This is a genomic window from Amycolatopsis benzoatilytica AK 16/65 (genome assembly GCF_000383915.1).
Classification (GTDB): domain Bacteria; phylum Actinomycetota; class Actinomycetes; order Mycobacteriales; family Pseudonocardiaceae; genus Amycolatopsis; species Amycolatopsis benzoatilytica.
This window is the reverse complement of the sequence record NZ_KB912942.1, coordinates 2,737,304-2,760,874: the sequence shown is the minus strand read 5'-3', so window position 1 is coordinate 2,760,874 and position 23,571 is coordinate 2,737,304. Positions and strand designations below refer to the sequence as shown.

Below are 23,571 nucleotides of genomic sequence, written 5' to 3'. Positions count from 1 at the left end.
GTGGGTGCGACGGGATGGCGGCGCCGGGATGACCGGTGCCGCCGCCCCACGGGGAGGGAGTCAGGCGATAGCGCGCCCCGCGTAATCCGGGACCGGGCCGAGACGGGCGTTCAGCGCGGCGACGACCTCGTCCGGGAACGGAGTCGCCCGCCCGCCGGAAACGTGCAGGCACAGGAGTTCTTCGGTGGCTGCCAGCTCGCCGTCGACGCGCAGCTCGTGACAGATCCGGACCTTCTTCGCGCCGACGGACAGCACCGACGTGGTGACGACGAGTTCAGCGCCGGGACCGACCTCGCGCAGGTACCGCACGTGCGCTTCCACCGTGTACAGCGATGCCCCGGTTCTCTCCCGGTAGCCGGGGCCGAGGCCGGCGACGTCCATCAGCGCGGTGGTCGCGTCGCCGAAGACGAGCACGTAGTACGGCTCGGAGAGGTGCCCGTTGTAGTCGATCCACTCCGGACGGACCCGGTTGCGGTACTCAGCCACGACGGGCCTCGCCGACCGCGCGCTGGATCGCGATGATCGCCCGGTCGCGCTCGGCGACCAGATCGGCGATCGTGCGCTCGGCGGCCTCGTCGTCGCAGCCCTCGACCACCGCGTCGCGGAGCTCCTTGGTCAGCTCGGGTGCTTCGAGCCGCGTCCACGGCGACTTCAGCGACGGTCCGAAGTGGTCCAGCATGTGCGCCATCCCGCCCTCTCCTCCGGCGAGGTGGAAGGTCAGCATCGGACCGTGCACCGGCCAGCGCAGGCCGGGCCCGTCGGTGATGGCGAGGTCGATCTGCTCGACCGTCGCCTCGCCGTTCGCCACCATGTGCAGGGCTTCCCGCCACAGCGCTTCCTGAAGCCGGTTGGCGATGAACCCGGGCACCTCGCGGTCCATCGCGATCACGGACTTGCCGACCCGGCGGTAGAACGCGGCGGCCCGCTCGACCGCCCACGGCGCGCTGAGCTTGCCGCCGGCGACCTCGACCAGCGGGATGAGGTACGGCGGGTTGAACGGATGCCCGACCACCAGCCGCTCCGGCGTCTTGGCCGCGACCTGCATCTCGGTCATCCCGTAGCCGGAGGTGGACGAGGCGATCACGACGTCGGCCGGGGTGACCGCGTCGATATCGGCGAGGAGTTTCTGTTTGAGCGGAAGGTCTTCCGGTGCGCTTTCCTGGACGAAGCCGGCGCCTTGGACCGCTTCCGCGAGCGTCGCGGTGACGGTGAGGCGGTCGCGGCTCGCGCCCGGCTGGAGCCCGAGCTCGGTGAGCGCCGGCCACGCCGCGTCGACCAGACGGCCGAGCTTCTCGGCCGCGTCCGGTGCCGGATCCCAAGCTCGCACATCGAAGCCCTGCGCGAGGAAGTGCGCGACCCATCCGCCGCCGATGACCCCGGCGCCGATGCACGCGACAGTGTCCACGGTGGCCTCAGACATGAGCGCGCTCCTTCAGCCCGAGGATTTCCCGTGCCCGGTCCGGTGTGGCGATGTCCGCGCCGAGCTTCTGCACGATGTCCACCGCGCGTTCGACCAGCTGGCCGTTGGTGGCCTTGACTCCGCGCGCCAGGTAGAGGTTGTCCTCCAGTCCGACCCGGACGTGCCCGCCGAGCAGCACCGACTGCGCGACCCACGGCATCTGGTCGCGGCCGATAGCGAACGACGCCCACTGCGCGCCTTCCGGCAGCAGACGCACCATCGCCTGCAGCAGACCGGGATCCGGCGGCGCGCCGTACGGGATGCCCATGCACAGCTGGAACAGCGGCGGCGGGTCGATCAAGCCTTCGGCCACCATGGTGGCGGCGAACCACAGGTTCCCGGTGTCGAAGATCTCCAGCTCCGGCTTGACGCCGAGTTCCTGGATCCGCTTCGCGCCGGTGCGCAGCATGTCCGGAGTGGACACGTAGAGCTGGTTGCCCTCGCCGAAGTTGAGCGAGCCGCAGTCGAGCGTGCAGATGTCCGGTAGGAGCTCCTCGACGTGCGGGAGCCGGTCGAGCGCGTTGACCAGGTCGGTGCCGTCGACCGGCTTGAGCGGGTCTTCGGCGTCGATCACCAGGTCGCCGCCCATGCCCGCAGTCAGGTTGAGGACGACGTCCACTCCGGACTCTCTGATCAGCCGGACCGCTTCGCGGTACAGCGCGACTTCGCGCGACGGCGCGCCGGTCTCCGGCTCGCGGACGTGGATGTGCACCACCGCCGCGCCGGCGTTGGCGGCCTCGATGGCGCTTTCGGCGATCTGGGCCGGACTGACCGGGACGTGCGGGCTGCGCCGCGTGGTGTCTCCCGCACCGGTGAGCGCGCAGGTGACGATGACCTCGTGGTTCATCAGGCTCCTTGGACGATCGAGCGGTCGATGAAGTCGTGCAGGTGGGCGCGCATCGCGCCGACCGTGCTGCCGGGCCGGCCGGTCAGCACCTGGATGCCGAGGCCGTCGATCAGCGCGGTGAGCTGCGCGGTGGCGGCCTCGGGGTCGGCCAAGCGGAAGACGCCCTGCTCCTGGCCGGTGCGGATGGTCATGAGGATGGTGCGGTACCAGCGGTCGTAGGAATCGGTGTAGAGGGAACGCAGCCGCGGGTCGAGGGCGACCTCGTTCCAGACCTGGAGCCAGACGGACCATTCGGCGCGCAGCAGGCCGTCGGTCGGGAGCTGGAGTTCGACCAGCTTGAGCAGCCGGTCGTGCGCGCCCGCGACCGCGTGCAGCTCGGCCACCTGCCGGTCGAAGGCGAGCTTTACGTTGCGCCGCAAGGCTTCGTCCAGGACTTCGGTTTTGGTGGGGAAGTGGTAGTGGATCGCGGCGGTGGAGGTGCCGCAGGCTTTCGCGATGTCGGCGATGCGGACCCGGTGGTAGCCGCGTTCGGCGATCAGCCGCCAGGCGGTTTCGAGGATCCGCCGCCTCGGCTCGCTGTGCGCGGCCTCGTCGGGGTCGCTCGGACGGCTGGTCGTGGGGGCGGGGACGGCGGTGACGGTCTTCGCGTCGTCGCTGCCGTTGAGCAGCCAGTTCACCGTGACGCCGGAGTATTCGGCGACGCGGACGAGCTCGTGCGGCGAGAAGCGGCGGGTGCCGTTGAGTGCTTTGGAGAGTTTGGTCTGGTCGAGCCCGATGGCGGCGGCGAACTCCCGCTGCGGGCCCATGGAGCGGATCAGCTGTCGTACCCGGTGGCGCAGCTGGTCCGGTTCGGTCATGGCCGGAGACGCTAACCCCGTGTTGCGAAAATCGCAACTGTTGTGAGGTTGTGGAGCGACCGGTTTGACGGACGCTCTTGCTGGGTAAGGAATTGCGATCTTGGACTGACTGGCTGATCAGTCGAGTAGTGGCGGTGCCTCTTCCCGTTGCCGGCCGTGAAGGGAACATTGAGGGACTCAGAGTCCCTCAATGTTCCCTTCACGGCCTGGGCGGGACGCGGCGAGTTTCGGCTGGGCGGAGCCTGTGCGGCCGGCGCCCCGAAGCCGGATTGTGACCGTGTCGAGGCTTCGGATCAATGCTCACGGCGCGGGACCCGGCAGCCGCGCTCGGCCAGGTGGTTCGGTGGCGGCATGCTCTTGGCGAGCCGCCGCGGCGCCGCTTTGGGGCCGGGTGCGGTCCGTGAAGGGCCCCTCAAGGGAATCCAAGTCCCGCAAGGGGCCCTTCACGGACATCGCGGGGCGCGAGGACGGCTTAGCCAGGGCGCGCCCACCCGGCGGGACGGCGGCGTCCGGCGGGTTCGGATGATAGGAATGGGCGGTGACCCAACCGAACTTGATCGACGCCGCCGCGGACGAGGCTGTCACGCTCACCAGCGAGCTCATCCGCATCGACACCACCAACACCGGCGACCCCGACACCCTCGTGGGCGAGCGCGCGGCGGCCGAGTACGTCGCGGAGAAACTCACCGACGCCGGCTACGAGATCACCTATGTCGAGTCCGGGGCCAAGGACCGGCACAACGTCATCGTGCGGCTGCCGGGGGCCGACCCCAGCCGCGGGGCGCTGCTGATCCACGGGCACCTCGACGCCGTCCCGGCGGACCCGTCCGAGTGGTCCGTGCACCCGTTCTCCGGGGCAGTCCAGGACGGGTACGTGTGGGGGCGCGGCGCGGTCGACATGAAAGACATGGTCGGCATGACGCTGGCGCTGGCCCGGCACTACAAGCTGAACAACATCGTTCCGCCCCGCGATCTCGTGTTCCTGTTCGTCGCCGACGAGGAGGCGGGCGGCAAGTTCGGCGCGCAGTGGCTCGTGGAGAACCGGCCGGAGCTCTTCGAAGGCGTCACCGAGGCGATCAGCGAGGTCGGAGGTTTCTCGATCACGTTGAAGGACAACGTCCGCGCCTACGTGATCGAGACCGCCGAGAAGGGCATCCGCTGGATGAAGCTGCGGGTGCGCGGCACGGCGGGGCACGGGTCGATGATCCACCGCGACAACGCGGTCACCAAGCTCGCCGAAGCCGTCGCGAAGCTCGGCCAGCACCAGTTCCCGTTGGTGCTGACCGATTCGGTGCGCGAATTCCTCGCCGGCGTCACCGAGATCACCGGCTGGGACTTCCCGGAGGACGACCTGCAGGGCGCGGTCGCCAAGCTGGGCAACATCTCCCGGATGATCGGCGCGACCTTGCGCGACACCGCGAACCCGACGATGCTCACCGCCGGCTACAAGTCGAACGTGATCCCGTCGGTGGCGGAAGCCGCGGTCGACTGCCGCATCCTGCCGGGGCGGATCGAGGCGTTCGACCGGGAGCTGGACGAGCTGCTCGGGCCGGACATCGAGAAGGAGTGGATGGAGCTCCCGCCGGTCGAGACGACGTTCGACGGGGCGCTGGTGGACGCGATGACCGCCGCGGTGCTGGCCGAGGACCCGGGTGCGCGGACGCTGCCGTACATGCTGTCCGGCGGCACCGACGCGAAGTCCTTCCAGCAGCTCGGCATCCGCAACTTCGGCTTCGCGCCGCTGAAGCTGCCGGCCGACCTGGACTTCTCCGGGCTTTTCCACGGCGTCGACGAGCGGGTCCCGGTGGACGCGCTGAAGTTCGGCGTCCGGGTGCTGGACCGGTTCCTCCGTTCGTCCTGATGCCCGGGTTCCGGCTGGCCGACGGGACGCCCCTGCATTTCGTGCGCAGGGGCGATCCGTCGGCTGCCGTGACCGCCGTGCTGCTGCACGGCTACGCGCTCGACCAGCGCAGCTGGTGCCGGATCGCCCCGGTGCTGCCGGACGCGGTCCAGCGGCCGCTCGCGGTGCTCAGCTACGACCACCGCGGCCACGGCGAATCCGGCCGTGCCGCACGCGGCACCGCGACCATGGCTCAGCTCGCCGACGATCTCGCCGAAGTGATCGAGCGAGAGATTCCGGAAGGGCGGGTCGTGCTGGTCGGCCACGACATGGGCGGTCTGGCGGTCATGTCGCTCACCCAGCGGCATCCGGATCTTTTCGCCGCCCGGGCCGGCGGGCTGGTGCTGCTGTCGACGTCGTCCGGCCGGCTGGCCACCGAGGCGTCCGCGGCCTGGCCGAACGCGCTCGGCAAAGTCGCGCAGGACCTGGAGCTGGTGCTCGGCGCGAAGCTGTACGGGCTGGTCCGCGAGCATACGAGCCGCGCGGTGAGCGCCGGCCTGCGCTGGTGGCTGTTCGGCGACGATCCCGACCCGGATCTGGTCGAGCTGACGGTGAAGATGATTCGCGGCAACTGGCCGCATACCGTCGCGCAGTTCCGCCCGGCGCTCGACGCGTATGCGCGCGAGGCCGCGTTGACGTTGGCCGGCGATCTGCCGGTGACGGCGATCGTGGGGGAGCGGGACCGGATCGTCGCGCCCGCCGACGTCGAGCACTTCGTGCGCGGGCTGGCCAGGGGTGCCGTCGTCGTGCTGCCCGGCGTCGGCCATGTCGTGCCGCTCGAAGCCGCCGCCCAGGTGGTCCCGCGGATCGCCGCGGTGGTCAACGAGGTCTACCGACAATAATGTCTTTCTTGACAACTCTAACTGTCGGACGGACGATGGGGACATGTTTCCGGTAGCGGTGATCGAGGACGCGGCGGCGGCGGAGGTGTCGCTGGATCCGGTCCGGGCCCGGCTGCTGGCCGAACTGGCCCGGCCGGCGTCGGCGACGATGCTCGCCGCCCGCGTGGACCTGCCCCGGCAGAAGGTCAACTACCACCTGCGCGCGCTGGAGAAGCACGGGCTGGTGGAGCTGGTGGAGGAGCGCCGGAAAGGCAACGTCACGGAGCGGATGATGCGGGCGACCGCGGCGTCCTACGTGATCTCGCCCTCGGCGCTCGCGGCTGTCCAGCCCGATCCGGCGCAGTCGCCCGACCGGCTTTCCGCGCGCTGGCTGCTGGCGGTGGCCGGCCGGCTGGTGCGCGACGTCGGGATCCTGATCACCGGCGCGGCGAAAGCGAAGAAACGCGTCGCCACGTTCGCCCTCGACGGCGAGGTGCGGTTCGCCTCGCCCGCCGACCGGGCGGCGTTCGCTGAAGAGCTGGCCGCCGCCGTAACCGGACTGGTGGCGAAGTACCACGACGAGACCGCGGAACAAGGCCGCCCGCACCGACTGGTGCTGGCGGTGCATCCGAGCGTGCCGATGGGGGAGGAAAGCGAGCGTGGGTAAGGAATACGAACAGGCCGACGTGATCGAGGTCCCTGCCGAACCGGAGCAGGTCTGGGCGGCGATCGCGACCGGCCCGGGGATCGACTCCTGGTTCATGGGCCGCAACGAGGTCGAAGGCGGCGGCGTCGGCGGCGTGGTGCGCGGCGCGTTCGCCGGCTATCAGCCCACGCACGGGATCACCGCCTGGGACCCGCCGCGCCGGCTGGCCTACGGCGGCGAGCCGGAGCCGGACGGGCGCCGCATCGCGTACGAGTTCCTGGTCGAGGGCCGCGCTGGCGGCAGCTCGGTGATCCGCTGCGTGACCAGCGGCTTCCTGCCCGGCGACGATTGGGCGGACGAGTTCGAAGCGATGACCGCGGGCGGTGCGCTGTTCCTCCGGAACTTGGCCGAGTACCTGCGCTGGTTCCGGGGCCGTACCGCGACCGCGGTGACCGCGTTCGGTTCCGCCGTGGTCGCTGACTGGCCGGCGCTCTGGGCCGCGCTCGCGAAGCGGCTCGGCGTCGAGAACCTGGCGGTCGGCGCCGAAGTCGAGTTGGCCGGTGCCGCCGGGGTGGTCTACGCGCGGAACGAGCAGACCGTAGGAATCCGGACCGGCGAGGGCCTTTACTGCTTCCTGCAAGGCTTCCACGGTCCGCTGGTGGCCACCCACCACGTCATGACGGCCGACGTGGACGCGGCCGCCGAGGAAGCCAAGTGGACGGAATGGATCGCCGAACTCTCCTGATGCCGAACGCCGGCCCGTTCCGCCGGTAAGCAGTCCTTCGGGTGGCGCCCGATGCTGATCCGCGGCTGCGACCCGCGGACGGATGGCTACCGCCGCCGCACCGCGATCCGTGCCCCGCTGCCGGGGACCAACGTGATGTGGCGGCTCTTCACCCGCTCCGGGCGCGGCGACACTGCTTCGACCCGGTACCGCACGAAGAGCTCGCGAAGCACCACCGTCGCCTCCAGCAAGGAGAACCCGGCCCCCAGGCACCGTCGAGCGCCGCCTCCGAACGGGAACCACGTCCCGGCGTCCGGGCCGTCCCCCAGGAATCGCGAGGGATCGAACTTCTCCGGCGAAGGAAAATGCTCCGCCCGTCCGTGGATCATCGCGATCGAAGGCAGCACCGTGTACCCGGCAGGCACGGTGTACGGCCCGACCTGGACGTCCTCGGTCAGCTTTCGCGCCACCTCGGCGATCACCGGCCGCCTCCGCAGCGATTCCTTGGCGACTGCCTCCAGGTACTTCTCGTCGCCGTCGTCCGCGGCCTGCGAAACCCGGGAAGCGACCGCGGGGTCCCGCGCCACGTCGTGCAGCGCCCACGCCAGCGCGGTCGCCGTCGTCTCGTGGCCGGCGAGCAACAGCGTCACCAGCTGGTCCCGCAGCTCGGCATCGCTGAGCCGGTCGTCGCCCTCGACCGCCAGCAGCCGGGACAACACGTCGGTCCGCGCGGACAGATCGACCGCCCGGCGCTCCGCGATTTCCGCGTACAGCAAGGAATCGAGCCGTTCCCGGCGCTCCCGGTTCCGCCGCCACCGGCCGAACCGCTGCAGGAACGGCGAATGCCAGCCGAAAAGGTCCAGGGCGTTCACCTCCACCACGTGGCCCAGCTCCGCGCGCAGCGCATCGACCCGGGGCCCGTCGGCCACCCCGAACACGACCCGGAGAATCACTTCGAGAGTCAAGGCGCGCATCCGGTCGTGCACCCGGAACGGCCGTCCCTGCGGCCACCGCTCCAGCTCCGCGACGGCCAGCCGGGTGATCATCTCCCGGTACCCGCGCATGGCCGCCCCGTTGAACGCGGGCATCAGCAGCTTCCGGGCGCGCCGGTGCTCGTCCTCGTCGGTGAGCAGCACCGAATGCCCGCCCATCACCGGCTTGAGCACCACGTTGCCCTCGCCGGCGTGGAAGGTCTCGACCGAGCCGGCGAAGATCTCGCGCACCAGCCCGACGTCGCCGACGAGCACCACCGACCGTTCCGGGTACACCCGCAGCCGCACCACGTCGCCGTAGCGGCGTTGCAGCCACGGCACCAGCGAGGTGCGGAACATCCCGAGCAGCAAGGTCTGCACGGCGAGCGGCAGCCGCGGTCCGGGCGGCAGGGAGGACGAGCGGATCGGCGAGCGCAGGGCCATCCCCTCTTGGTACTCGCGCCGAACTGCGGTGTCCACCACACTTGACCCTCACGCTGCGGGAGGCGTGATCGTGGTTCTCGCAAGGGCCGAACGGCCGAAACGGCAAGGGGGAGCGATGGGCTACCGGGTGGGCGAGGCGGCGGCGCTGGCCGGCGTCACCGTGCGCGCACTGCACCACTACGACGAGATCGGGCTGCTGTCGCCGAGCGGGCGGACCGCGGCCGGCTACCGGCGCTACGACCGCGCCGATCTCGAACGGCTGCAGCGCATCCTGCTCTACCGGGAGCTCGGCTTCCCCTTGGAGACGATCGCGACTGTGCTCGCCGATCCGGGCGTCGACGCCGACGCGCACCTGAAGCGGCAGCGGGACCTGCTGCTGGCGCAGGCGGACCGGATCGCGCACATGGTCGCGGCCGTCGATCGGGTACTGGAGGCGAGAGCCATGGGCAACGCATTGACGCCGGAAGAGAAATTCGAAGTGTTCGGCGGATTCCGGGAGCCGGAGGGCTACTCGGAGGAGGCCGTGCGCCGGTGGGGCGACACGCCCGAGTGGCAGCGGGCGCAGCTGCCCCAGGGCAAGCAGCAGTGGACCGAGGCGGAGCGGCAGCGCAAGGACTGGGTGCGCCGGCTGGTCGCGCTCGTCGACGAGGGCGCGCCCGCGGACGGCCCAGCGGCCGGCGAGCTGGCCGAAGAGCACCGGGCGATGCTCAGCGCGGTGATGGGGGAGTGCGGATACGGGATGCAGCAGCGCATCGCGGACCTGTACCCGGCCGAGCCGGTCCAGCTGGCGTTCCTGATCCGGGAGGACGAGCAGCGGCCCGGCATCGGGGAGTACGTGCGCGACGCCGTCCGGGCGAACGCGGCCCGGCGATCGGCCTGAGCCTTGCCGGTGGGAGGGAAAGCGTCGCGATCCCTCCCACCGGGTGGGAAAGCGGACGGGCGTCACGCTTAGAGTCGAGGGCATGCAGACTTGGTCCTCCGTCGCCGTGCCCCGGCTGCCCGGCACCCCCCGCCCTCTCCGGCTCCACGACACCGCGACCGGGCAGGTCCGCCCGACCTCGCCCGGCGCCACTGCCCGGATGTACGTCTGCGGCATCACTCCCTACGACGCGACCCACCTCGGACACGCCGCCACCTACCTGGCGTTCGACCTGGTGAACCGGATCTGGCGGGACAACGGGCACGAGGTGCACTACGTCCAGAACGTCACCGACATCGACGAGCCGCTGCTGGAGCGCGCGGAGCGCGACTCGGACGACTGGGTGGTGCTCGGCATGCGCGAGACCGCGCTGTTCCGCGAGGACATGGAAGCGCTGCGAGTGCTGCCGCCGCGCGAGTTCGTCGGCGCGGTCGAAGCGATCCCGGAGATCGTCGAGGTGATCGCGAAGCTGCTGGCCAACGGCAGCGCCTACCGCGCCGACGACCCGGAGTTCCCGGACGTCTACTTCGCACACGACGCGACCGGCCGGTTCGGCTACGAGTCGAACTACGACGCAGAGACGATGGCGAAGTTCTTCGCCGAACGCGGCGGCGACCCGGACCGCAAGGGCAAGCGCCACCCGCTGGACGCGCTGCTGTGGCGGATGGCGCGCGAGGGCGAGCCGTCCTGGGAGTCCGAACTGGGCGCGGGCCGGCCGGGATGGCACATCGAGTGCAGTGCGATCGCCCGCAACCGCCTCGGCCTGGGCTTCGACGTGCAAGGCGGCGGCTCCGACCTGATCTTCCCGCACCACGAGTACAGCGCGGCGCACGCCGAAGCGGTCGCCGACGACCACCCGTTCGCCCGCCACTACGTGCACGCCGGGATGATCGGCCTGGACGGCGAGAAGATGTCGAAGTCCCGCGGCAACCTGGTCTTCGTCTCCCGGCTTCGCGCCGACGGCGTCGACCCGTCCGCGATCCGGCTGGCGCTGTTCGCGGGCCACTACCGCGAGGACCGTGCCTGGACCGGCCAGTTGCTGGTCGACGCCCAGGAACGGCTTGCCCGCTGGCGCGAAGCGGCCGCCTTGGCCGCCGGTCCCGCCGCGGCGGAGACGATCGCGCGGCTGCGCGATCACCTGTCGGACGACCTGGACACGCCGAAGGCGCTCATCGCGCTCGATGCCTGGGCCGCTGCCGCGCTGCGTCGCGACGGTACCGACGCAGCTGCCCCGGGCGAGATCAAGGCGGCGGTGGACGCACTGCTGGGCGTCACGCTCTGATCGAAAACGAGCGACTTGCCTGGCCGGAGTCGCCCGCGCAGTAAGGCTGTGCTGGGCCCCTTGAGGGACTTGGGTTCCCCCAAGGGGCCCTTCCCGGACGTCGACTGTATAACGACCTATACGGGCTGGCGCTGGCCGTCGGCCAACGCCAGGTGGTCGCCTTCCCAGCGCTGGCGCAGCCACCGATCATGCGAAGCGAGGACGACCGCACCCGGCGCGCTGTCCAGCGCTTCGGACAGTTCCTCGGCCAGGCTGAGCGAGAGGTGGTTGGTCGGCTCGTCCAGCAGCAACACGTCTGGCGGCTCGGCGAGCAAGATCGCCAACGCCAGCCGCCGCCGCTGGCCTACCGACAGCTCTCCGACCGGCCGGTCGTGCTCGCGAGGAGGCAGCAGGCCGAGCGTGGACAGCGCCGGCGCTGTCTCGCCCGCCGCCGACCGGTACACCTCGCGCGCGGTCCGCTTCGGCAGGGCGAACACGACGTCCTGCTCCAGCAGTCCCACTCGGACGCCCGATGCGAAGCTGACTGTCCCGGCCGCCGGAGCGAGTTGTCCGGCCAGCACGGACAGCAGCGTGGACTTGCCGGCCCCGTTCCCGCCGGTCACGAGCAGCCGGGCGGTCCGGCCGATATCCAGCTCGTCCAGCCGCACTCGGCCGGGCACCGCGATGCCGCGGACCGACACAGCCGGTCCGTCGCCGCCCGTGCCCGAGGTGAGCGATGCCCGGAAGCGCAGCGGTGCGGGCGGTTTCCGCACCTGCTCGGCTTCCAGCGTGTCCAACCGCAGCTGAGCGTTGCGGACCCGGCGGGAAATCTGCTTCTGCACCCGCCCGGTCTTGAAGTCGTAGAGCATCTTCGCGTTGTCGCGTGGCGCCCGATTGTGCGCTACCCGGCGCGCGGTCACGCCGACTGACTCGCGCAGCTGCTTCAGCTCCTCCTGTTCTTCGCTGTAGCGCTGTTCCCACCGTGCCCGTTCAGCCTTCTTGTGCCCGAGGTAGTCGGTGTAGCTGCCGCCGTACCGCGTCGCGCCTCCGACCCGGCGGTCGGCCGGCACCGGATCCAGGTCGACGATGTCCGTGCAGACCGCGTCGAGGAACACCCGGTCGTGCGAGGACAGCACGACGACGCCGGTCAGCTCCGCGAGATGGTGCTCGAGGAATTCCATGGCGTTGTCGTCGAGATGGTTGGTCGGCTCGTCGAGCAGCAGCGTGCGCGGCCGCCGGACGAGCAGCGCGGCCAGGCCGAGCCGGGACCGCTGCCCGCCGGACAGCGTCTGCAGCTGACGGCGGTGTTCGATGTCGGCGAGCCCGAGGCCGGCGAGGACGAGGTCCGCGCGCCGGTCCGCGTCCCACAGGTCGTGGGCCTGCGCCCATTCCAGGACGTGCCCGTACTCGCTGAGCGCGTCCGGGTCGTCCGGACGCTCCGCGAGCACTGCGGCCAGCTTGTCGAGCTTCGCCGCTGCGGTACGAAGCTCTGCCAGCGCCTCGTCGAGGACGTCCGAAACCGTCGCGGTGCCGGAGAACGGCAACTCCTGGAACAAGAACCCGAGGTCGCCGTGCTGGGTGACTTCGCCGGCGCGGGGGATCTCGAGCCCGGCGAGCAGCCGGAGCAGGGTTGACTTGCCGACGCCGTTCTCGCCGACGAGGCCGATCCGCCTGCCGGGCGAGGCGACGAGCGAGACTCCGTCGAGGACGGTGCGGGCGCCGTAGCCGAAGACGAGATCGGCGGCGTGCAGAACAGTTGACATGAGGTGATCACCGGGCCTTTGCGATGCCAGCAAAAATCCCCGACGGGCAACGCGCGGCTCCCGGGAGCTGGGCTCGACCGGGTGCGGCCTCGATGCGGGGAGGGCTCGGAATCAGCTGTACATGATGGCGGGCAGCGTAGCGCGGGACCGGTGGGTCCGGGCAACCGGTTTTTCCGGGCTTACTTCTGCCGGACCTCTTCCGCCGCCCTTTCGGCGGATGTCTGGCCTTCGGCGAAGAACGAGACCAACGCGGCGAGCTGCCTGCGGTCGAAGCCGCCGAGCTGCCCGGCGAACCGCCGCGCGAGCGTGCCGTAGAGCTCGGCCAGTTCCGCCATCCGGTTGCCGGTCAGCGCGACCTTGAGCCGTCGGCGGTCTTCGGGATCCGGCAGCCGCCGGACGAGCTGCTGGTCTTCCATCCGGTCGAGCAGCCGGGTGAACGCGCCGGTGGTGAGCCCGAGCAGCCGGGCCAGCTCGGCGGGGGAGTCGCTGACGCCGCTGTGCACCAGTTGCAGGCAGTGAAGCTGGGTCGGCGTGATTCCGAGCTGGTCGGCGACCGCGGTGTGGAATCGGGTGACCGCGCTGACGAACTGGGGGAGGGCCAGCGTCGCCGCGGTGACGAGTTCTCGCTGGTTGGCGGCCATTTCGTGCTCACTTCCGGTTTAAGCGCAGCAGCTGCTCTCTGCAGTAGCTGCATTCATCAGTTGCTGTGCTGTGCAGTAACTCAACGCGAGTGTAGCCGGGTGGGTTGACGATCCGGGCGTACGCCTGCGACTCTGAAAGAGTTCTTTCGAAAGAAGTATTTCAGAGATTGGCGACGATCGATGGCCGAATTGCCTCCGCGCAAGCGGATCGACGACGCCGAGCTGCTGCGGGCGCTGGCTCATCCGCTGCGGTCGGCGCTGGTGCACCACCTGATGGCGGTCGGCGCCGCGACGGCGAGCGAATGCGCGGCCGCGGTCGGCTCGACCGCGTCGAACTGCAGCTGGCACCTGCGCCGGCTGGCGGAGTACGGCCTGGTCGAGGCGGCGGAGGGCGGCGACGGGCGAGAACGGCCGTGGCGGGCCTGCCAGGTCGGCCTGGTACTCGGCGGCGCCGACGGCGATCCGGCGGTCGCCGCGGCGCACCTCGCTGTCACCGGCACCGAGCTGCATGAAGAGCAGGAGCTGACCCAGCGCTACTTGGACACGATGGACCAGCTAGACGGTGGCTGGCGCGACGCAGGCGGGTTCTTCTCCTACGCGCTGAACGCGACGCCTGCCGAGCTGACCGCGCTGACCGAGGCGATCGACGCGCTGGTCCGGCCCTACGTCGCCGCCATCCGCCAAGACGCGCCCGCCGACGCCCGCTCGGCCTTCCTGGCGATGCGTGCGTTCCGCCGGATCGGACACGACGGGAAGCCGGTGTGAGAAAGCTGCTGGGGGCGCCGGGGTTCGCCCGGCTGTGGGTGGCCGCCTTCTTCGGGGAGACGGCGGAATGGATGCTGCAGGTCGCACTGCCGGTCTATCTGTTCGTCCGGACCGGTTCGGCGGTCACGACAGCGCTGAGCATCGTGCTGGGCCTGCTGCCCGCCGTCCTGCTGAGCCCGGTCGCCGGCGTGGTGGCGGATCGCTGGGACCGGCGGATCGTGCTGGCGGCGGTCTGCGCCGGCCAGGCGGTTGTGGTGCTGCCGCTGCTGGCGGGCGCCGAGCTGCCGGTCGCGGCGGTATACACGGTGATGGCGGCGCAGGCGGGCCTGGCGTCGGTGTTCGAGCCCGCGCGGAGCGCTCTGGTGCCGGAGCTGGTGGGCGTCGAGGACGTCACCGCGGCGAACGGCCTGATGAGCGTCAACGGTAGCGTCGCTCGGCTCGCTGGCGGCTGGGCTGGGGGAGCGCTGCTCGGCTGGGGCGGCCTGGATCGGGTGGTGCTGGGCTACCTCGCCGCACTCGCGCTTTGCGGGACGCTGCTCGCCTTCCCCTTTCGCCGGACGGCGGTGCGGGCCCCGGTGCCAGAGCATCCGGATTGGCTGGCCGGAATCCGCGACCTCGCTGGGAAACGGCTCCGCGCGACCAGCCTCTCCGCCGGGCTGACTTCGATGGCGCAAGGCATGTTCCTGGTGCTGTTCGTAGTCTTCGTCCTGGACATCCTGCGCGGCAGCGAAGCAGACGCCGGTCTCCTGCGCGGCGTCCAGGCGATCGGCGGGCTGGCGGCCGGATTCGCAGTCGCGACCTTGGCGCGCCGCGTCGCACCGAAGCTCCTGCAAGGCTGGGGACTGGTCGCCGCCGGACTCCTGTCGCTGGCGATCTGGAACTTGCCCGGCATGACCACGATGCTCGGCGTCTACGTCGGCCTGTTCATGGCGGTCGGCGCACCCGCCGTGGTGTCCGGTGCCGGTTTGCTGTCGCACGTGCAGGCCGAAGCAGGCGCGGACCGAGCTGGACGCGTGCTGAGCACTATGTACGCGCTGATGGCCGCAGGAACGGCAGCCGGTTCTCTGCTCGCGGGCGCCTTGGTGGCGGTGACCGGGCCGACAGTGCTGCTGAACGTGCAGGCTCTGCTGCACGTGAGCGCCGGACTGGTCGCGCTGGGCTGGGGGACAAGACGGTTCCGGCGCTCTCGCGCGCGCGATGCGGATACGGTGGACCAGTGCCGTCTCTCTTTGCCACAAGCGACCTCCACGTGACCCACCAGGGCAACGGCCCGCTGGTAGACGAGATCCGTCCGGACGACCCGTCCGACTGGCTGCTGGTCGCCGGCGACGTCGCGGAATCCGCCAAGGCGATCCGGGAAACCCTCGCCGTGCTGCGCGAGCGGTTCGCGAAAGTGGTCTGGGTGCCGGGCAACCACGAGCTGTGGACCACGCCCAAGGACGAATGCCAGCTGCGCGGCCAGGCCCGCTATGAGTTCCTCGTCGGGCAGTGCCGGGAGATCGACGTGCTGACTCCGGAGGACGAGTTCCCGGTGTGGGACTTCGGCCCGGAGCCGCTGACGATCGCACCGCTGTTCGTGTTCTACGACTACAGCTGGCGCACTCCGGCGACCGAGGGCAAGACCCGCGAAGAAGCGCTCGCGCACGCCCGCGACGTCGGCGTGGTGTGCACCGACGAGTACTTCCTGCACCCGGACCCGCATCCGTCCCGTGCGGCCTGGTGCGAGCAGCGGCTGAAGGTCAGCCGCGACCGGCTGGACTCGATCCCGGCGGACCGGCGCACGGTCCTGATGTCGCACTGGCCGCTGCACCGACACCCGACGAACCCGCTGCACTACCCGGATTTCGCGCTGTGGTGCGGCACCACCGAGACCGAGGACTGGCACCTGCGCTACCGCGCTGAGCTGATGGTCTACGGCCACCTGCACATCCCGCGCAGCACGTCGGCCGACGGCGTGCGGTTCGAGGAGGTTTCGCTCGGCTACCCGCGCGAATGGCGCAAGCGCGCCCGCGGCGCGGTCCCGGTCCGGAAACTCCTGACCGCGCCCTGACCCGAAAGCCGGGTAGGGAGCTTTGAGGGAATCAGAGTCCCTCAAAGCTCCCTTCCCGGACGTTGAGCCGGGCCGGAGGTCAGCGCAGGCCGAACCCGCCGCCGTCCTGGCCGGGCCGGCGCCTCCGCAGGTACCGCTCGAACTCCGCGGCGATCTTGTCGCCGGAGACCTCTTCCATCGTCACGTCGGTCTCCGCGTCGCCGCGTTCCTCGAGACTGCGCACGTACTCGCTGATTTCCTCGTCTTCGTCGGCCATCTCGCTGACCGTCCGCTGCCACTCCTCGGCCTGTTCCGGCAGCGCGCCGAGCGGGATCTCGACGTCGAGGACGTCCTCCAGCTTGTGCAGCAGCGCGAGGGTGGCCTTGGGCGACGGCGGGTGCGACACGTAGTGCGGCACGGCGGCCCAGATCGACACCGCCGGGATGCCGACCTGCACGCAGTAGTCCTGGAGGATCCCGACGATGCCGGTGGGGCCCTGGTAGTTGTTCAGTTCGAGCCGGTACTTGCTCGCGGTGTCCTTGTCGTAGGCCGTCCCGGTGACCGGGACCGGCCGGGTGTGCGCGGTGTCGGCGAGCAGCGCGCCGAGCGCGACGACCATCGACACGTCCAGTTCCTGCACGTGCTCCACGAGCTCCGCGCAGAACTTCCGCCAGCGCATGTTCGGCTCCGGGCCCTGCACCAGCACCACGTCCCGGTCGAACCCCTCGGGCCGGCACACCGACAGCCGGGTGGTGGGCCATTCGACCCGCCGCGTGACGCCGTCCACCAGCTTCACGGTGGGGCGGCTGACCTGGAAGTCGTAGTACTCGTCCGGCTCGAGTTCGGCGAGCGGGGAAGCGTCCCAGGTGAGCTGCAAGTGCTCCACCGCCTGGCTTGCCGCGTCCCCGGCGTCGTTCCAGCCTTCGAAGGCCACGACCATGATCGGACGTTGGGCATCGGTGGGTTCGCGTTCCGGGTCGCCGGGCCGCGGGGTGTCGTCGACGGGCTCACTCACCGGACCAGCCTACGGCCTGGCGCACCTACCCTGCGCAGTGTGCCCGCCCCCGCGTGTCACCGCCGGAGGGCGACCCCGCCCACCGCGGCCCGCATGGGACCCTGGAGCGGACCTCGCCCAGCGTCGGGCACCGCATCGGACAAGGAGAAACTGTGACTGGACCGTCCTCTTCGGACGGATTGGCGGCCGTCCTCTGGGACATGGACGGCACCCTCGTCGATTCCGAGAAACTGTGGGACGTCGCGCTGTACGAGGCCGCCGAGGCGCTCGGCGGGACGCTGTCCGAGGAAATCCGGATGACGCTCGTCGGGTCGAACATGGATGCCACCGCGACCGTCCTGCTGGAACAAACCGGACGCGTGGTGACGCCGGAGGCGGTCGCGGAGACCGGCGAGTGGATCCGCCGGCGCACCGCCGGGCTGTTCGACGACGCGCTGCCGTGGCGGCCCGGCGCCCGCGAAGCGCTGGCCGCGGTGCGCGCGGCGGGCCTGAAGTCCGCGCTGGTCACGTCCACCGAACGGGCGCTGACCGAACTCGCGCTCGACACGATCGGGCGGGAATTCTTCGACGTGACGGTGTGCGGCGACGAGGTCGGCGGCGAGAACAAACCGCTCCCGCGGCCGTACCTGAAGGCCGCTTCGCTGCTGGGCGTCTCCTCGTCGCGGTGCGTCGCGGTGGAGGACTCGCCACCGGGCGCGGAATCGGCCGAACGCGCTGGTTGCACGGTTCTCGTGGTCCCCAACGACGTGGCCGTCCCGGACGGTCCGCGGCGCGTCTTCCGCTCGTCGCTGGCCGGCGTCGACGTGCCCGCGCTGCACGCGCTGCTGCACTCGGTGTGACCTAGGCGGCTTGCGGGTCACCCGGAACGGCGCGGGCGAGCGCGGGATGCAAGGATTCCGGACCGTGAAGACCTTCGATGAGCTGTTCGCGGAGCTTGCCGAGCGCGCGCGTACCCGTCCGGACGGGTCCGGCACCGTCGCTGCCCTGGACGCCGGGGTCCATGCGCAGGGCAAGAAGGTGCTCGAAGAAGCCGGCGAGGTGTGGATCGCGGCCGAGCACGAGTCCGACGACCGGCTGTCGGAAGAAATCTCGCAACTGCTGTACCGCGTCCAGGTGCTCATGCTCGGCCGGGGAATCTCGACCGAGGACGTCTACCGCTACCTGTGACCCGCTGTTCGGGCACGGGAAACTGAGGAGAAGAACGAAATGCTGCGTGTCGCCGTGCCGAACAAGGGAGCCCTCGCCGCCGCCTCGGCGGAGATGCTTTCCGAGGCGGGCTACCGCAAGCGACATGACGGCAAGGACCTGACCGTGCTCGACCCGGTCAACGAGGTCGAGTTCTTCTTCCTGCGGCCCAAGGACATCGCGATCTACGTCGGGTCCGGCGAGCTGGACCTCGGGATCACCGGGCGCGACCTCGCGCTCGACTCGGGCGCCGCGGTGTCGGAACTGCTCGGGCTCGGGTTCGGCGCGTCCACGTTCCGCTACGCGGCCCCGGCGGGCAAGGAGTGGAAGCCGGCCGACCTGCACGGCAAGCGGCTGGCCACCTCCTACCCGCGGCTGGTCCGGGACGACCTGGCGCAGCACGGAGTCGAGGCGGAGGTGATCCGCCTCGACGGCGCGGTGGAGATCTCGATCCAGCTCGGCGTCGCGGACGCGATCGCGGACGTAGTCGAGTCCGGCCGGTCGCTGCGGCAGCACAACCTGGTCGCGTTCGGCGACCCGATCTGCGTGTCCGAGGCGGTCCTGCTGGAGCGCGCCGGCAGCGAGTCTTCGAAAGCCAAGTCGCAGCTGGCGGCGCGGCTGCAGGGCGTGGTGTTCGCGCAGCACTACATGATGCTGGACTACGACTGCCCGCGAGAGATCCTGGAGAAGGCCATCTCGATCACGCCGGGACTGGAGTCGCCGACGGTCGCGCCGCTGGCCGACGACAAGTGGGTCGCGGTCCGAGCGATGGTGCCGCGCAAGGAAGTCAACCGGATCATGGACGAGCTGGCCGAAACCGGCGCCAAGGCGGTGCTGGCTTCAGACATCCGCTCCTGCCGGTTGTAATTGCGCCGATCTGTGTTGGATGGCGCCGACTCCGTCGGTGCGTGCGGGATCTGTGTTGGATGGCGCCGACTTCGTCGGCGCGTGCGGGATCTGTGTTGGATGGCGCCGACTTCGTCGGCGCGTGCGGGATCGCCTTTAAGTCGGCGTCTGACGGAGCTGCGTACCCGGCCCGGGGGGCCGTGCACGCAGCTCCGTCAGACGCCGACGCGATCCCGCGGTTGGGTCGCGGTTGGTCCCGGTTGGGTCTAGTCCGTCTGCTGTGGACAGTGTTCAGCGGGGGCGGTTGGGGCGTTTCGGCATGAGGTCGTAGAGCTTTTTGCGCGCGCCGTTGTCGTTGACGTTGCGGGCGACCGCGACCTCGGAGATGAAGTCTTCGAAGACGAACTCGTCGTCCGCCGGAACCTCGGTGGGACCCGGGTTCTGCGCCAGGTAGCCGTCGAGCGTCTCGGCGATCTCGCGGAACGAGACGGCCTGGATGGTTTCCGGCGCGAAGGTCGTGACCGGTACACCGTTCGCGGCGGCCTCGTTCATGACCACCCCCAGCGGGATATGCGACAGCATCGGCACGCCGAAGGAGTACATCTCCTGCAACGCGGCGGCGGCGTAGTGCGAAATGGGGCGGCGGTACAGGCCGGGGACGATGCCGAACCAGGCGATAGGCGCGCGGCCGGTGGTCTGTTCCACGTAGCGGACCTGCTCGGACAGCAGACGCAGCGCGCGGATGCTCGTTTTGTCCGGTTGCACCGGAACGAGGATGCCGTGCGACGCGGCCAGCGCATTGTTCGTCAGCACGTCCTGCGCGGGAGGACAGTCGATGATCACATGGTCGTAATGGGCGAACTGGATCACCCGCGCCAGCTGCCAGCCAGGCACCCGGAACTGGTCCAGCCGACGGATCAGGTCGAACATGCCAGGCGACGTCGGGATCACGTCGAACGCGCCGCCCCGCCCGATGTTGCTGCGCGGATGCGGCACCGCCAGCTGCTCGATCGGGCCCTTCCACAGCTTGGTCAGCGCTTTGGCGAGGCTGGGCGCATCCGCCGGGACCTCGGGCAGACCGAGCATCTCGGTGGTCGCATGGCCCTGTGGGTCGAGGTCGACCAGCAGCACCCGCCTGCCTCGTTCGGCGAGGGCCGCGGCCGCGCCCACGCTCAGCGAGGTCTTGCCCACCCCGCCCTTCTGATTGACCACCGAGGTGATCTGCATGCCGGAGCGCTCCCTTGTCGGTCGTTCCGCGAAGGCTATCGGACTCGCGCCGCAGCGGGCGATCATCCGCCCCCGGCCTGTCGCGGCCGCACCAGCAGCGCCTGCGCGCCGGTGCCCACCGGGCCGGAACGATCGTGCAGCGTGCTCGTCGCGGTGCCGATCCCGTGCGGACCGACCAGAGTGACCGCGTCCAGTCCGATCCACTCGCCCTCGGGGATCCGGCGCAAGTGCACGGTCAGCTCGGAGTTGATGAACCACCACTGCGCGGCCGGCAGGAAATGCGACACCCCGTTCGCGGAATCGGCGATCGCGAACAGCCGCTGCAGGCCACTCGGCTCTTCCCCGTCGACCAGCGGGTAACGCTGCCGTCCCCACACCGCCGCCGGACCGGGCGCCGAGATCGCGCCGCGCACCGTCCGCCACTCGATGGCATGCAGGTAACCGCCCTGCCAATCCTCCGGGAACGCCGCCTCGGTGCCCGCGTCGGCGGCGGGCAGCAGCGGCCCGGCATCCGTCGCGATCGCCGCGCTGTCCGACGTCGCGATGCGCCAGCCGGACGCCAGCGCCACCGTCCGGCCGTTCGCGGACAGCTCGGACTGGACCAATTCCACCGTCCGCCCCGGCCGCTCGACCCACGACCGCTGCCGCAGCTCGCCCACCGGCGCGGGGCCGAGGATCTCGATCGTCACCCGCGCGAGCTGTGCCGGATGCGTCGAGACCAGCCGCTCCAGCCCGCGCACCAGCAACGCCGACGGCGGCCCGAAATGCTGCGCGCCCGGATCCCACGGCCCAGTGGTGTGCTCGGTCGCCTCGTACCGCTCGTCGCCGAGCGGGAGGAAGAACGCGTCAGCCATCAGTCCGCCCGATCCAATGCCGTTTCCTCGCCCGGATCGGGTTCCGGCCAGCCCGGGTACTCCGGAGGCGTGCCGCCGAACTCGGGACAGTGCGCCTGGTGGTCGCACCACGAACAGAGCTTGCCCTTGTTCGGCCGGAAATCGCCGGTCTTGCCCGCCTTCAGGATGGCCTGCCAGATCGCCTCGAGAGTGCGCTCGAAACGGACCAGCTCGCCCTCTTCCGGCGTGTAGGCCAGCGACTGGCCGTCGGTGAGGTACATCAGCTTCAGCTGCCGTGGGACCACGCCGCGCAGCCGCCACAGCACCACGGCGTAGAACTTCATCTGGAAAAGCGCCTTGGCCTCGCCGATCTCCCGCGGCGCCGCGCCGGTCTTGTAGTCCACCACCCGGATCTCGCCGGTCGGCGCCACGTCGACCCGGTCGATGTAGCCGCGGAGCAGGACCCCCGAGCCCAGCTCGATCTCCACGTGCAACTCGCAGGCTTCCGGCTCCAGGCGACGCGGGTCTTCCAGCTCGAAGTAGGAATCGAGAAGCTTCTCGGCAGTAGCCAGCCACTCGCCGGTCTCGGCGGGCTCCTCGAACAGCTCCGTCCACTCCGGACTCGCGGCGGACAGCTCGGACCAGGTAGGGGCGAGAAGTTCCTTCGCCCGAGGCGCCACCCGGTCGGCAGCAGGCAACGTGAAGAGCCGTTCCAGGACCGCGTGAACCAGGGTGCCCCGAAGTTGCGCGCGGGTAGGGACTTCCGGCAGCCGATCCACCGCGCGGAAACGGTAGAGCAACGGACACTGCTTGAAGTCGCTCGCCCGGGACGGAGAGAGAGCCGGGCGCCGTCGGGGAGCTGCGTCAGGCTCGCCGGGAGGGGGCATGACAGTGGCGGTGTCTGGCATGCGGGCACTGTAACGCGGAGCACCGACAGGATCTTTGGCGCCGACTTCGTCGGCGCGTGTTGGATGGCGCCGACTTCGTCGGCGCGTGCGGGATCGCCTTTAAGTCGGCGTCTGACGGAGCTGCGTACCCGGCCCGGGGGGCCGTGCACGCAGCTCCGTCAGACGCCGACGCGATCCCGCGGGTGGGGTGGGAGGGGTGTGCGAAGGGGGGTGCACATTGGTGGACATGGCTGGTGCGTCACCCGTCTGTGGGGGCGGGGTCACTTGGTCTCTACATGGCGGCCTTTACGCTGACTCCCATGGCAGCGACCAGTCAGCACAGCACGGGGCCTACGCGGCGTGCCTCCGTGGGGGACGGCGGGTTGTTGCTGTTCCGGGTGGGCGGGGTGCCCGTCTTGCTGGCTCCGTCCTGGTGGATCGGGTCGTTGGTGGTCGTGGTGCTCTACGCGCCATTGGTGGGGCGGCTGCTGCCGGACGCTTCGACGCTCACGGCGTGGCTGCTGGCTGCCGGGTTCGCGGTCTTGCTCGGGTTGTCCGTCCTCGCGCACGAGCTGGGGCATTGCCTGGTCGCGCTGCGGCTCGGGATTCCGGTTCGGCGGCTGCGGCTGTTCCTGCTCGGCGGGTTGTCGGAGGTGGCTCGCACGCCTCGGGAGCCGCGGCAGGAAGGGCTGGTCGCGGCGGCGGGGCCGGCGGTGTCGTTGGTGCTGGGCGGGTTCTGTTCGCTGCTGCTGTTCGCGGTGCCGCCGGACGGGGCGGTGTGGTTGCTGGTCGCCGAGTGTGCGGTGGCCAACTTCGCGGTGGGATTGTTCAACCTGCTTCCGGGGCTGCCGCTGGACGGCGGGCGGCTGGTCCGGGCTGGGGTCTGGGCCCTGACTGGGTTGCGGGCCAAGGGGACCAAAGCCGCGGTCGCTGGTGGCGCGCTGGTCGCGACCGGGTTGCTGGTGTGGGCCTTCCTGGGGCTGGCGACGGGCAGTCCGGACCGGTGGCTGCGGCTGGGGGTCTGCGTCGTCACGGCGTGGTTCGTGATCTTGGGAGCGCGGTCCGAGCTGGCGGCGGAGGCGCGTCGGGGATGGCCGGCCGGACTCGAGCTTTCCGAGCTGGTGCGGCCCGTGCTGCAGTTGCCGGCGGAAAGCCCGGTGTCGGACGCGCTCGCGGCGTCAGCGGGGCGCGGGGTCGTGCTGGTACGTGCGGACGGGGTCGCGGCGGGGTTGCTGGACGAGCAGGCGGCGCAGCAGCTGGCGAGTGTCAGCCCGCACGCGCCGGCGGAACAGGCCGCGGAGCCGATCCGGGCGGAGACCGTTCTGCTGTCCTCGGAGCCAGGGGAGGAGATCGCCGAGCGGGTGCGCGAAACGCCTGCTTGGCAGTTCCTCGTGGTGGACGACGAGGGCCGGCCAGCCGGCGTGCTGCGGCGCGAGGACCTGCGGGTCGCGCTGCTGCAGGGGCGCCGCACGTCCTGAAGGGCGCACCTGCGAGGATTCGACGTCGGTGTTCTGGGTTTGCAGTGGAGGAA

24 protein-coding genes are annotated in these 23,571 nt (G+C 70.6%); 13 read left to right on the top strand and 11 right to left on the bottom strand.

Going from position 1 to position 23,571, the window contains the following annotated elements; genetic code table 11:
• Positions 1-60: 60 nt before the first annotated feature.
• From AMYBE_RS0112715 to AMYBE_RS0112700, 4 genes are read right to left on the bottom strand one after another with little or no spacing between them, the layout of a single operon-like run.
• Positions 61-486: a thioesterase family protein gene (locus AMYBE_RS0112715; RefSeq protein WP_020659762.1), complete on the bottom strand. Its 426-nt coding sequence runs from the start codon at positions 484-486 to the stop codon at positions 61-63.
• A complete protein-coding gene (locus AMYBE_RS0112710; protein ID WP_020659761.1) occupies positions 479-1,420 on the bottom strand; it encodes a 3-hydroxyacyl-CoA dehydrogenase NAD-binding domain-containing protein in 942 nt (313 codons plus the stop codon). The genes AMYBE_RS0112715 and AMYBE_RS0112710 overlap by 8 nt, the downstream gene beginning before the upstream one ends.
• The gene (locus AMYBE_RS0112705) at positions 1,413-2,306 is read right to left on the bottom strand and encodes a beta-keto acid cleavage family enzyme (RefSeq protein ID WP_020659760.1); all 894 of its coding nucleotides are present in this window, start codon (positions 2,304-2,306) and stop codon (positions 1,413-1,415) included. The genes AMYBE_RS0112710 and AMYBE_RS0112705 overlap by 8 nt, the downstream gene beginning before the upstream one ends.
• Positions 2,306-3,163 carry a TetR/AcrR family transcriptional regulator gene (locus AMYBE_RS0112700; RefSeq protein ID WP_020659759.1) on the bottom strand — a complete coding sequence of 286 codons (858 nt, stop codon included), beginning with the start codon at positions 3,161-3,163 and terminating at the stop codon, positions 2,306-2,308. The genes AMYBE_RS0112705 and AMYBE_RS0112700 overlap by 1 nt, the downstream gene beginning before the upstream one ends.
• 538 nt (positions 3,164-3,701) lie before the next feature.
• Between AMYBE_RS0112700 and AMYBE_RS0112695 the strand changes: the two genes are divergently transcribed.
• Genes AMYBE_RS0112695 through AMYBE_RS0112680 form a run of 4 tightly spaced genes read left to right on the top strand, consistent with a single transcriptional unit; the run spans position 3,702 to position 7,275 of the window.
• The gene (locus tag AMYBE_RS0112695; RefSeq protein ID WP_020659758.1) at positions 3,702-5,024 is read left to right on the top strand and encodes a M20/M25/M40 family metallo-hydrolase; all 1,323 of its coding nucleotides are present in this window, start codon (positions 3,702-3,704) and stop codon (positions 5,022-5,024) included.
• Positions 5,024-5,905, top strand: coding sequence for an alpha/beta fold hydrolase (locus AMYBE_RS0112690; RefSeq protein ID WP_020659757.1), 882 nt, complete (start codon positions 5,024-5,026; stop codon positions 5,903-5,905). The genes AMYBE_RS0112695 and AMYBE_RS0112690 overlap by 1 nt, the downstream gene beginning before the upstream one ends.
• Positions 5,906-5,948: 43 nt before the next feature.
• A complete protein-coding gene (locus tag AMYBE_RS0112685; RefSeq protein WP_020659756.1) occupies positions 5,949-6,551 on the top strand; it encodes an ArsR/SmtB family transcription factor in 603 nt (200 codons plus the stop codon).
• Positions 6,544-7,275 (top strand): SRPBCC family protein, encoded by a 732-nt coding sequence (locus tag AMYBE_RS0112680; RefSeq protein ID WP_020659755.1) that lies wholly within the window; start codon positions 6,544-6,546, stop codon positions 7,273-7,275. Before AMYBE_RS0112685 ends, AMYBE_RS0112680 begins: the two co-directional genes overlap by 8 nt.
• A gap of 86 nt (positions 7,276-7,361) precedes the next feature.
• Here the strand turns inward: AMYBE_RS0112680 and AMYBE_RS0112675 are convergent, their stop codons facing one another.
• Positions 7,362-8,669: a cytochrome P450 gene (locus AMYBE_RS0112675; protein ID WP_020659754.1), complete on the bottom strand. Its 1,308-nt coding sequence runs from the start codon at positions 8,667-8,669 to the stop codon at positions 7,362-7,364.
• A 115-nt stretch (positions 8,670-8,784) separates the two neighbouring features.
• On the opposite strand from AMYBE_RS0112675, the gene AMYBE_RS0112670 reads away from it, so the two are divergent.
• Both AMYBE_RS0112670 and mshC read left to right on the top strand, forming a co-directional pair.
• The gene (locus AMYBE_RS0112670; protein ID WP_020659753.1) at positions 8,785-9,549 is read left to right on the top strand and encodes a MerR family transcriptional regulator; all 765 of its coding nucleotides are present in this window, start codon (positions 8,785-8,787) and stop codon (positions 9,547-9,549) included.
• 82 nt (positions 9,550-9,631) lie between these two features.
• Positions 9,632-10,870 (top strand): cysteine--1-D-myo-inosityl 2-amino-2-deoxy-alpha-D-glucopyranoside ligase, encoded by a 1,239-nt coding sequence (mshC, locus tag AMYBE_RS0112665; protein ID WP_020659752.1) that lies wholly within the window; start codon positions 9,632-9,634, stop codon positions 10,868-10,870.
• 116 nt (positions 10,871-10,986) lie between these two features.
• On the opposite strand, the gene AMYBE_RS0112660 is transcribed toward mshC, so the two are convergent.
• Together AMYBE_RS0112660 and AMYBE_RS0112655 are read right to left on the bottom strand one after the other, a co-directional pair.
• Entirely contained in the window at positions 10,987-12,612 is a 1,626-nt protein-coding gene (locus tag AMYBE_RS0112660) for an ABC-F family ATP-binding cassette domain-containing protein (protein WP_020659751.1), read from the bottom strand.
• Positions 12,613-12,791: 179 nt separating this feature from the next.
• On the bottom strand, positions 12,792-13,253 hold the full coding sequence (locus AMYBE_RS0112655) for a MarR family winged helix-turn-helix transcriptional regulator (protein WP_020659750.1): 462 nt from the start codon (positions 13,251-13,253) through the stop codon (positions 12,792-12,794).
• Between the two features lie 180 nt (positions 13,254-13,433).
• Here AMYBE_RS0112655 and AMYBE_RS0112650 point away from each other — a divergent pair, with 180 nt between their 5' ends.
• The 3 genes from AMYBE_RS0112650 to AMYBE_RS0112640 are packed head-to-tail and all read left to right on the top strand — an operon-like array spanning position 13,434 to position 16,068.
• A complete protein-coding gene (locus AMYBE_RS0112650) occupies positions 13,434-14,018 on the top strand; it encodes an ArsR/SmtB family transcription factor (protein WP_020659749.1) in 585 nt (194 codons plus the stop codon).
• A complete protein-coding gene (locus tag AMYBE_RS0112645; protein ID WP_020659748.1) occupies positions 14,015-15,271 on the top strand; it encodes an MFS transporter in 1,257 nt (418 codons plus the stop codon). Before AMYBE_RS0112650 ends, AMYBE_RS0112645 begins: the two co-directional genes overlap by 4 nt.
• Positions 15,235-16,068, top strand: a complete 834-nt coding sequence (locus AMYBE_RS0112640) for a metallophosphoesterase family protein (protein WP_027927609.1) — start codon at positions 15,235-15,237, stop codon at positions 16,066-16,068. Before AMYBE_RS0112645 ends, AMYBE_RS0112640 begins: the two co-directional genes overlap by 37 nt.
• A gap of 79 nt (positions 16,069-16,147) precedes the next feature.
• On the opposite strand, the gene AMYBE_RS0112635 is transcribed toward AMYBE_RS0112640, so the two are convergent.
• Complete coding sequence (locus AMYBE_RS0112635) at positions 16,148-17,062, bottom strand: PAC2 family protein (protein ID WP_020659746.1); 915 nt, start codon at positions 17,060-17,062, stop codon at positions 16,148-16,150.
• A gap of 152 nt (positions 17,063-17,214) precedes the next feature.
• Here AMYBE_RS0112635 and AMYBE_RS0112630 point away from each other — a divergent pair, with 152 nt between their 5' ends.
• The 3 genes from AMYBE_RS0112630 (at position 17,215) to hisG (ending at position 19,114) form a co-directional block, all read left to right on the top strand.
• Complete coding sequence (locus tag AMYBE_RS0112630; RefSeq protein WP_027927608.1) at positions 17,215-17,901, top strand: HAD family hydrolase; 687 nt, start codon at positions 17,215-17,217, stop codon at positions 17,899-17,901.
• Between the two features lie 64 nt (positions 17,902-17,965).
• Positions 17,966-18,229, top strand: coding sequence for a phosphoribosyl-ATP diphosphatase (locus tag AMYBE_RS0112625; RefSeq protein WP_027927607.1), 264 nt, complete (start codon positions 17,966-17,968; stop codon positions 18,227-18,229).
• 39 nt (positions 18,230-18,268) lie between these two features.
• A complete protein-coding gene (gene hisG / locus AMYBE_RS0112620) occupies positions 18,269-19,114 on the top strand; it encodes an ATP phosphoribosyltransferase (protein WP_020659743.1) in 846 nt (281 codons plus the stop codon).
• Positions 19,115-19,384: 270 nt separating this feature from the next.
• Here the strand turns inward: hisG and AMYBE_RS0112615 are convergent, their stop codons facing one another.
• The 3 genes from AMYBE_RS0112615 to AMYBE_RS0112605 all read right to left on the bottom strand — a co-directional run bounded on the left by AMYBE_RS0112615 (position 19,385) and on the right by AMYBE_RS0112605 (position 22,061).
• A complete protein-coding gene (locus AMYBE_RS0112615; protein ID WP_020659742.1) occupies positions 19,385-20,320 on the bottom strand; it encodes a ParA family protein in 936 nt (311 codons plus the stop codon).
• Between the two features lie 62 nt (positions 20,321-20,382).
• Positions 20,383-21,174 carry a thioesterase family protein gene (locus AMYBE_RS0112610; protein WP_020659741.1) on the bottom strand — a complete coding sequence of 264 codons (792 nt, stop codon included), beginning with the start codon at positions 21,172-21,174 and terminating at the stop codon, positions 20,383-20,385.
• Positions 21,174-22,061 (bottom strand): RecB family exonuclease, encoded by an 888-nt coding sequence (locus AMYBE_RS0112605; protein ID WP_027927606.1) that lies wholly within the window; start codon positions 22,059-22,061, stop codon positions 21,174-21,176. The genes AMYBE_RS0112610 and AMYBE_RS0112605 overlap by 1 nt, the downstream gene beginning before the upstream one ends.
• Before the next feature lie 299 nt (positions 22,062-22,360).
• Here AMYBE_RS0112605 and AMYBE_RS0112600 point away from each other — a divergent pair, with 299 nt between their 5' ends.
• Entirely contained in the window at positions 22,361-23,518 is a 1,158-nt protein-coding gene (locus tag AMYBE_RS0112600) for a M50 family metallopeptidase (protein ID WP_084469972.1), read from the top strand.
• Positions 23,519-23,571 lie beyond the last annotated feature (53 nt).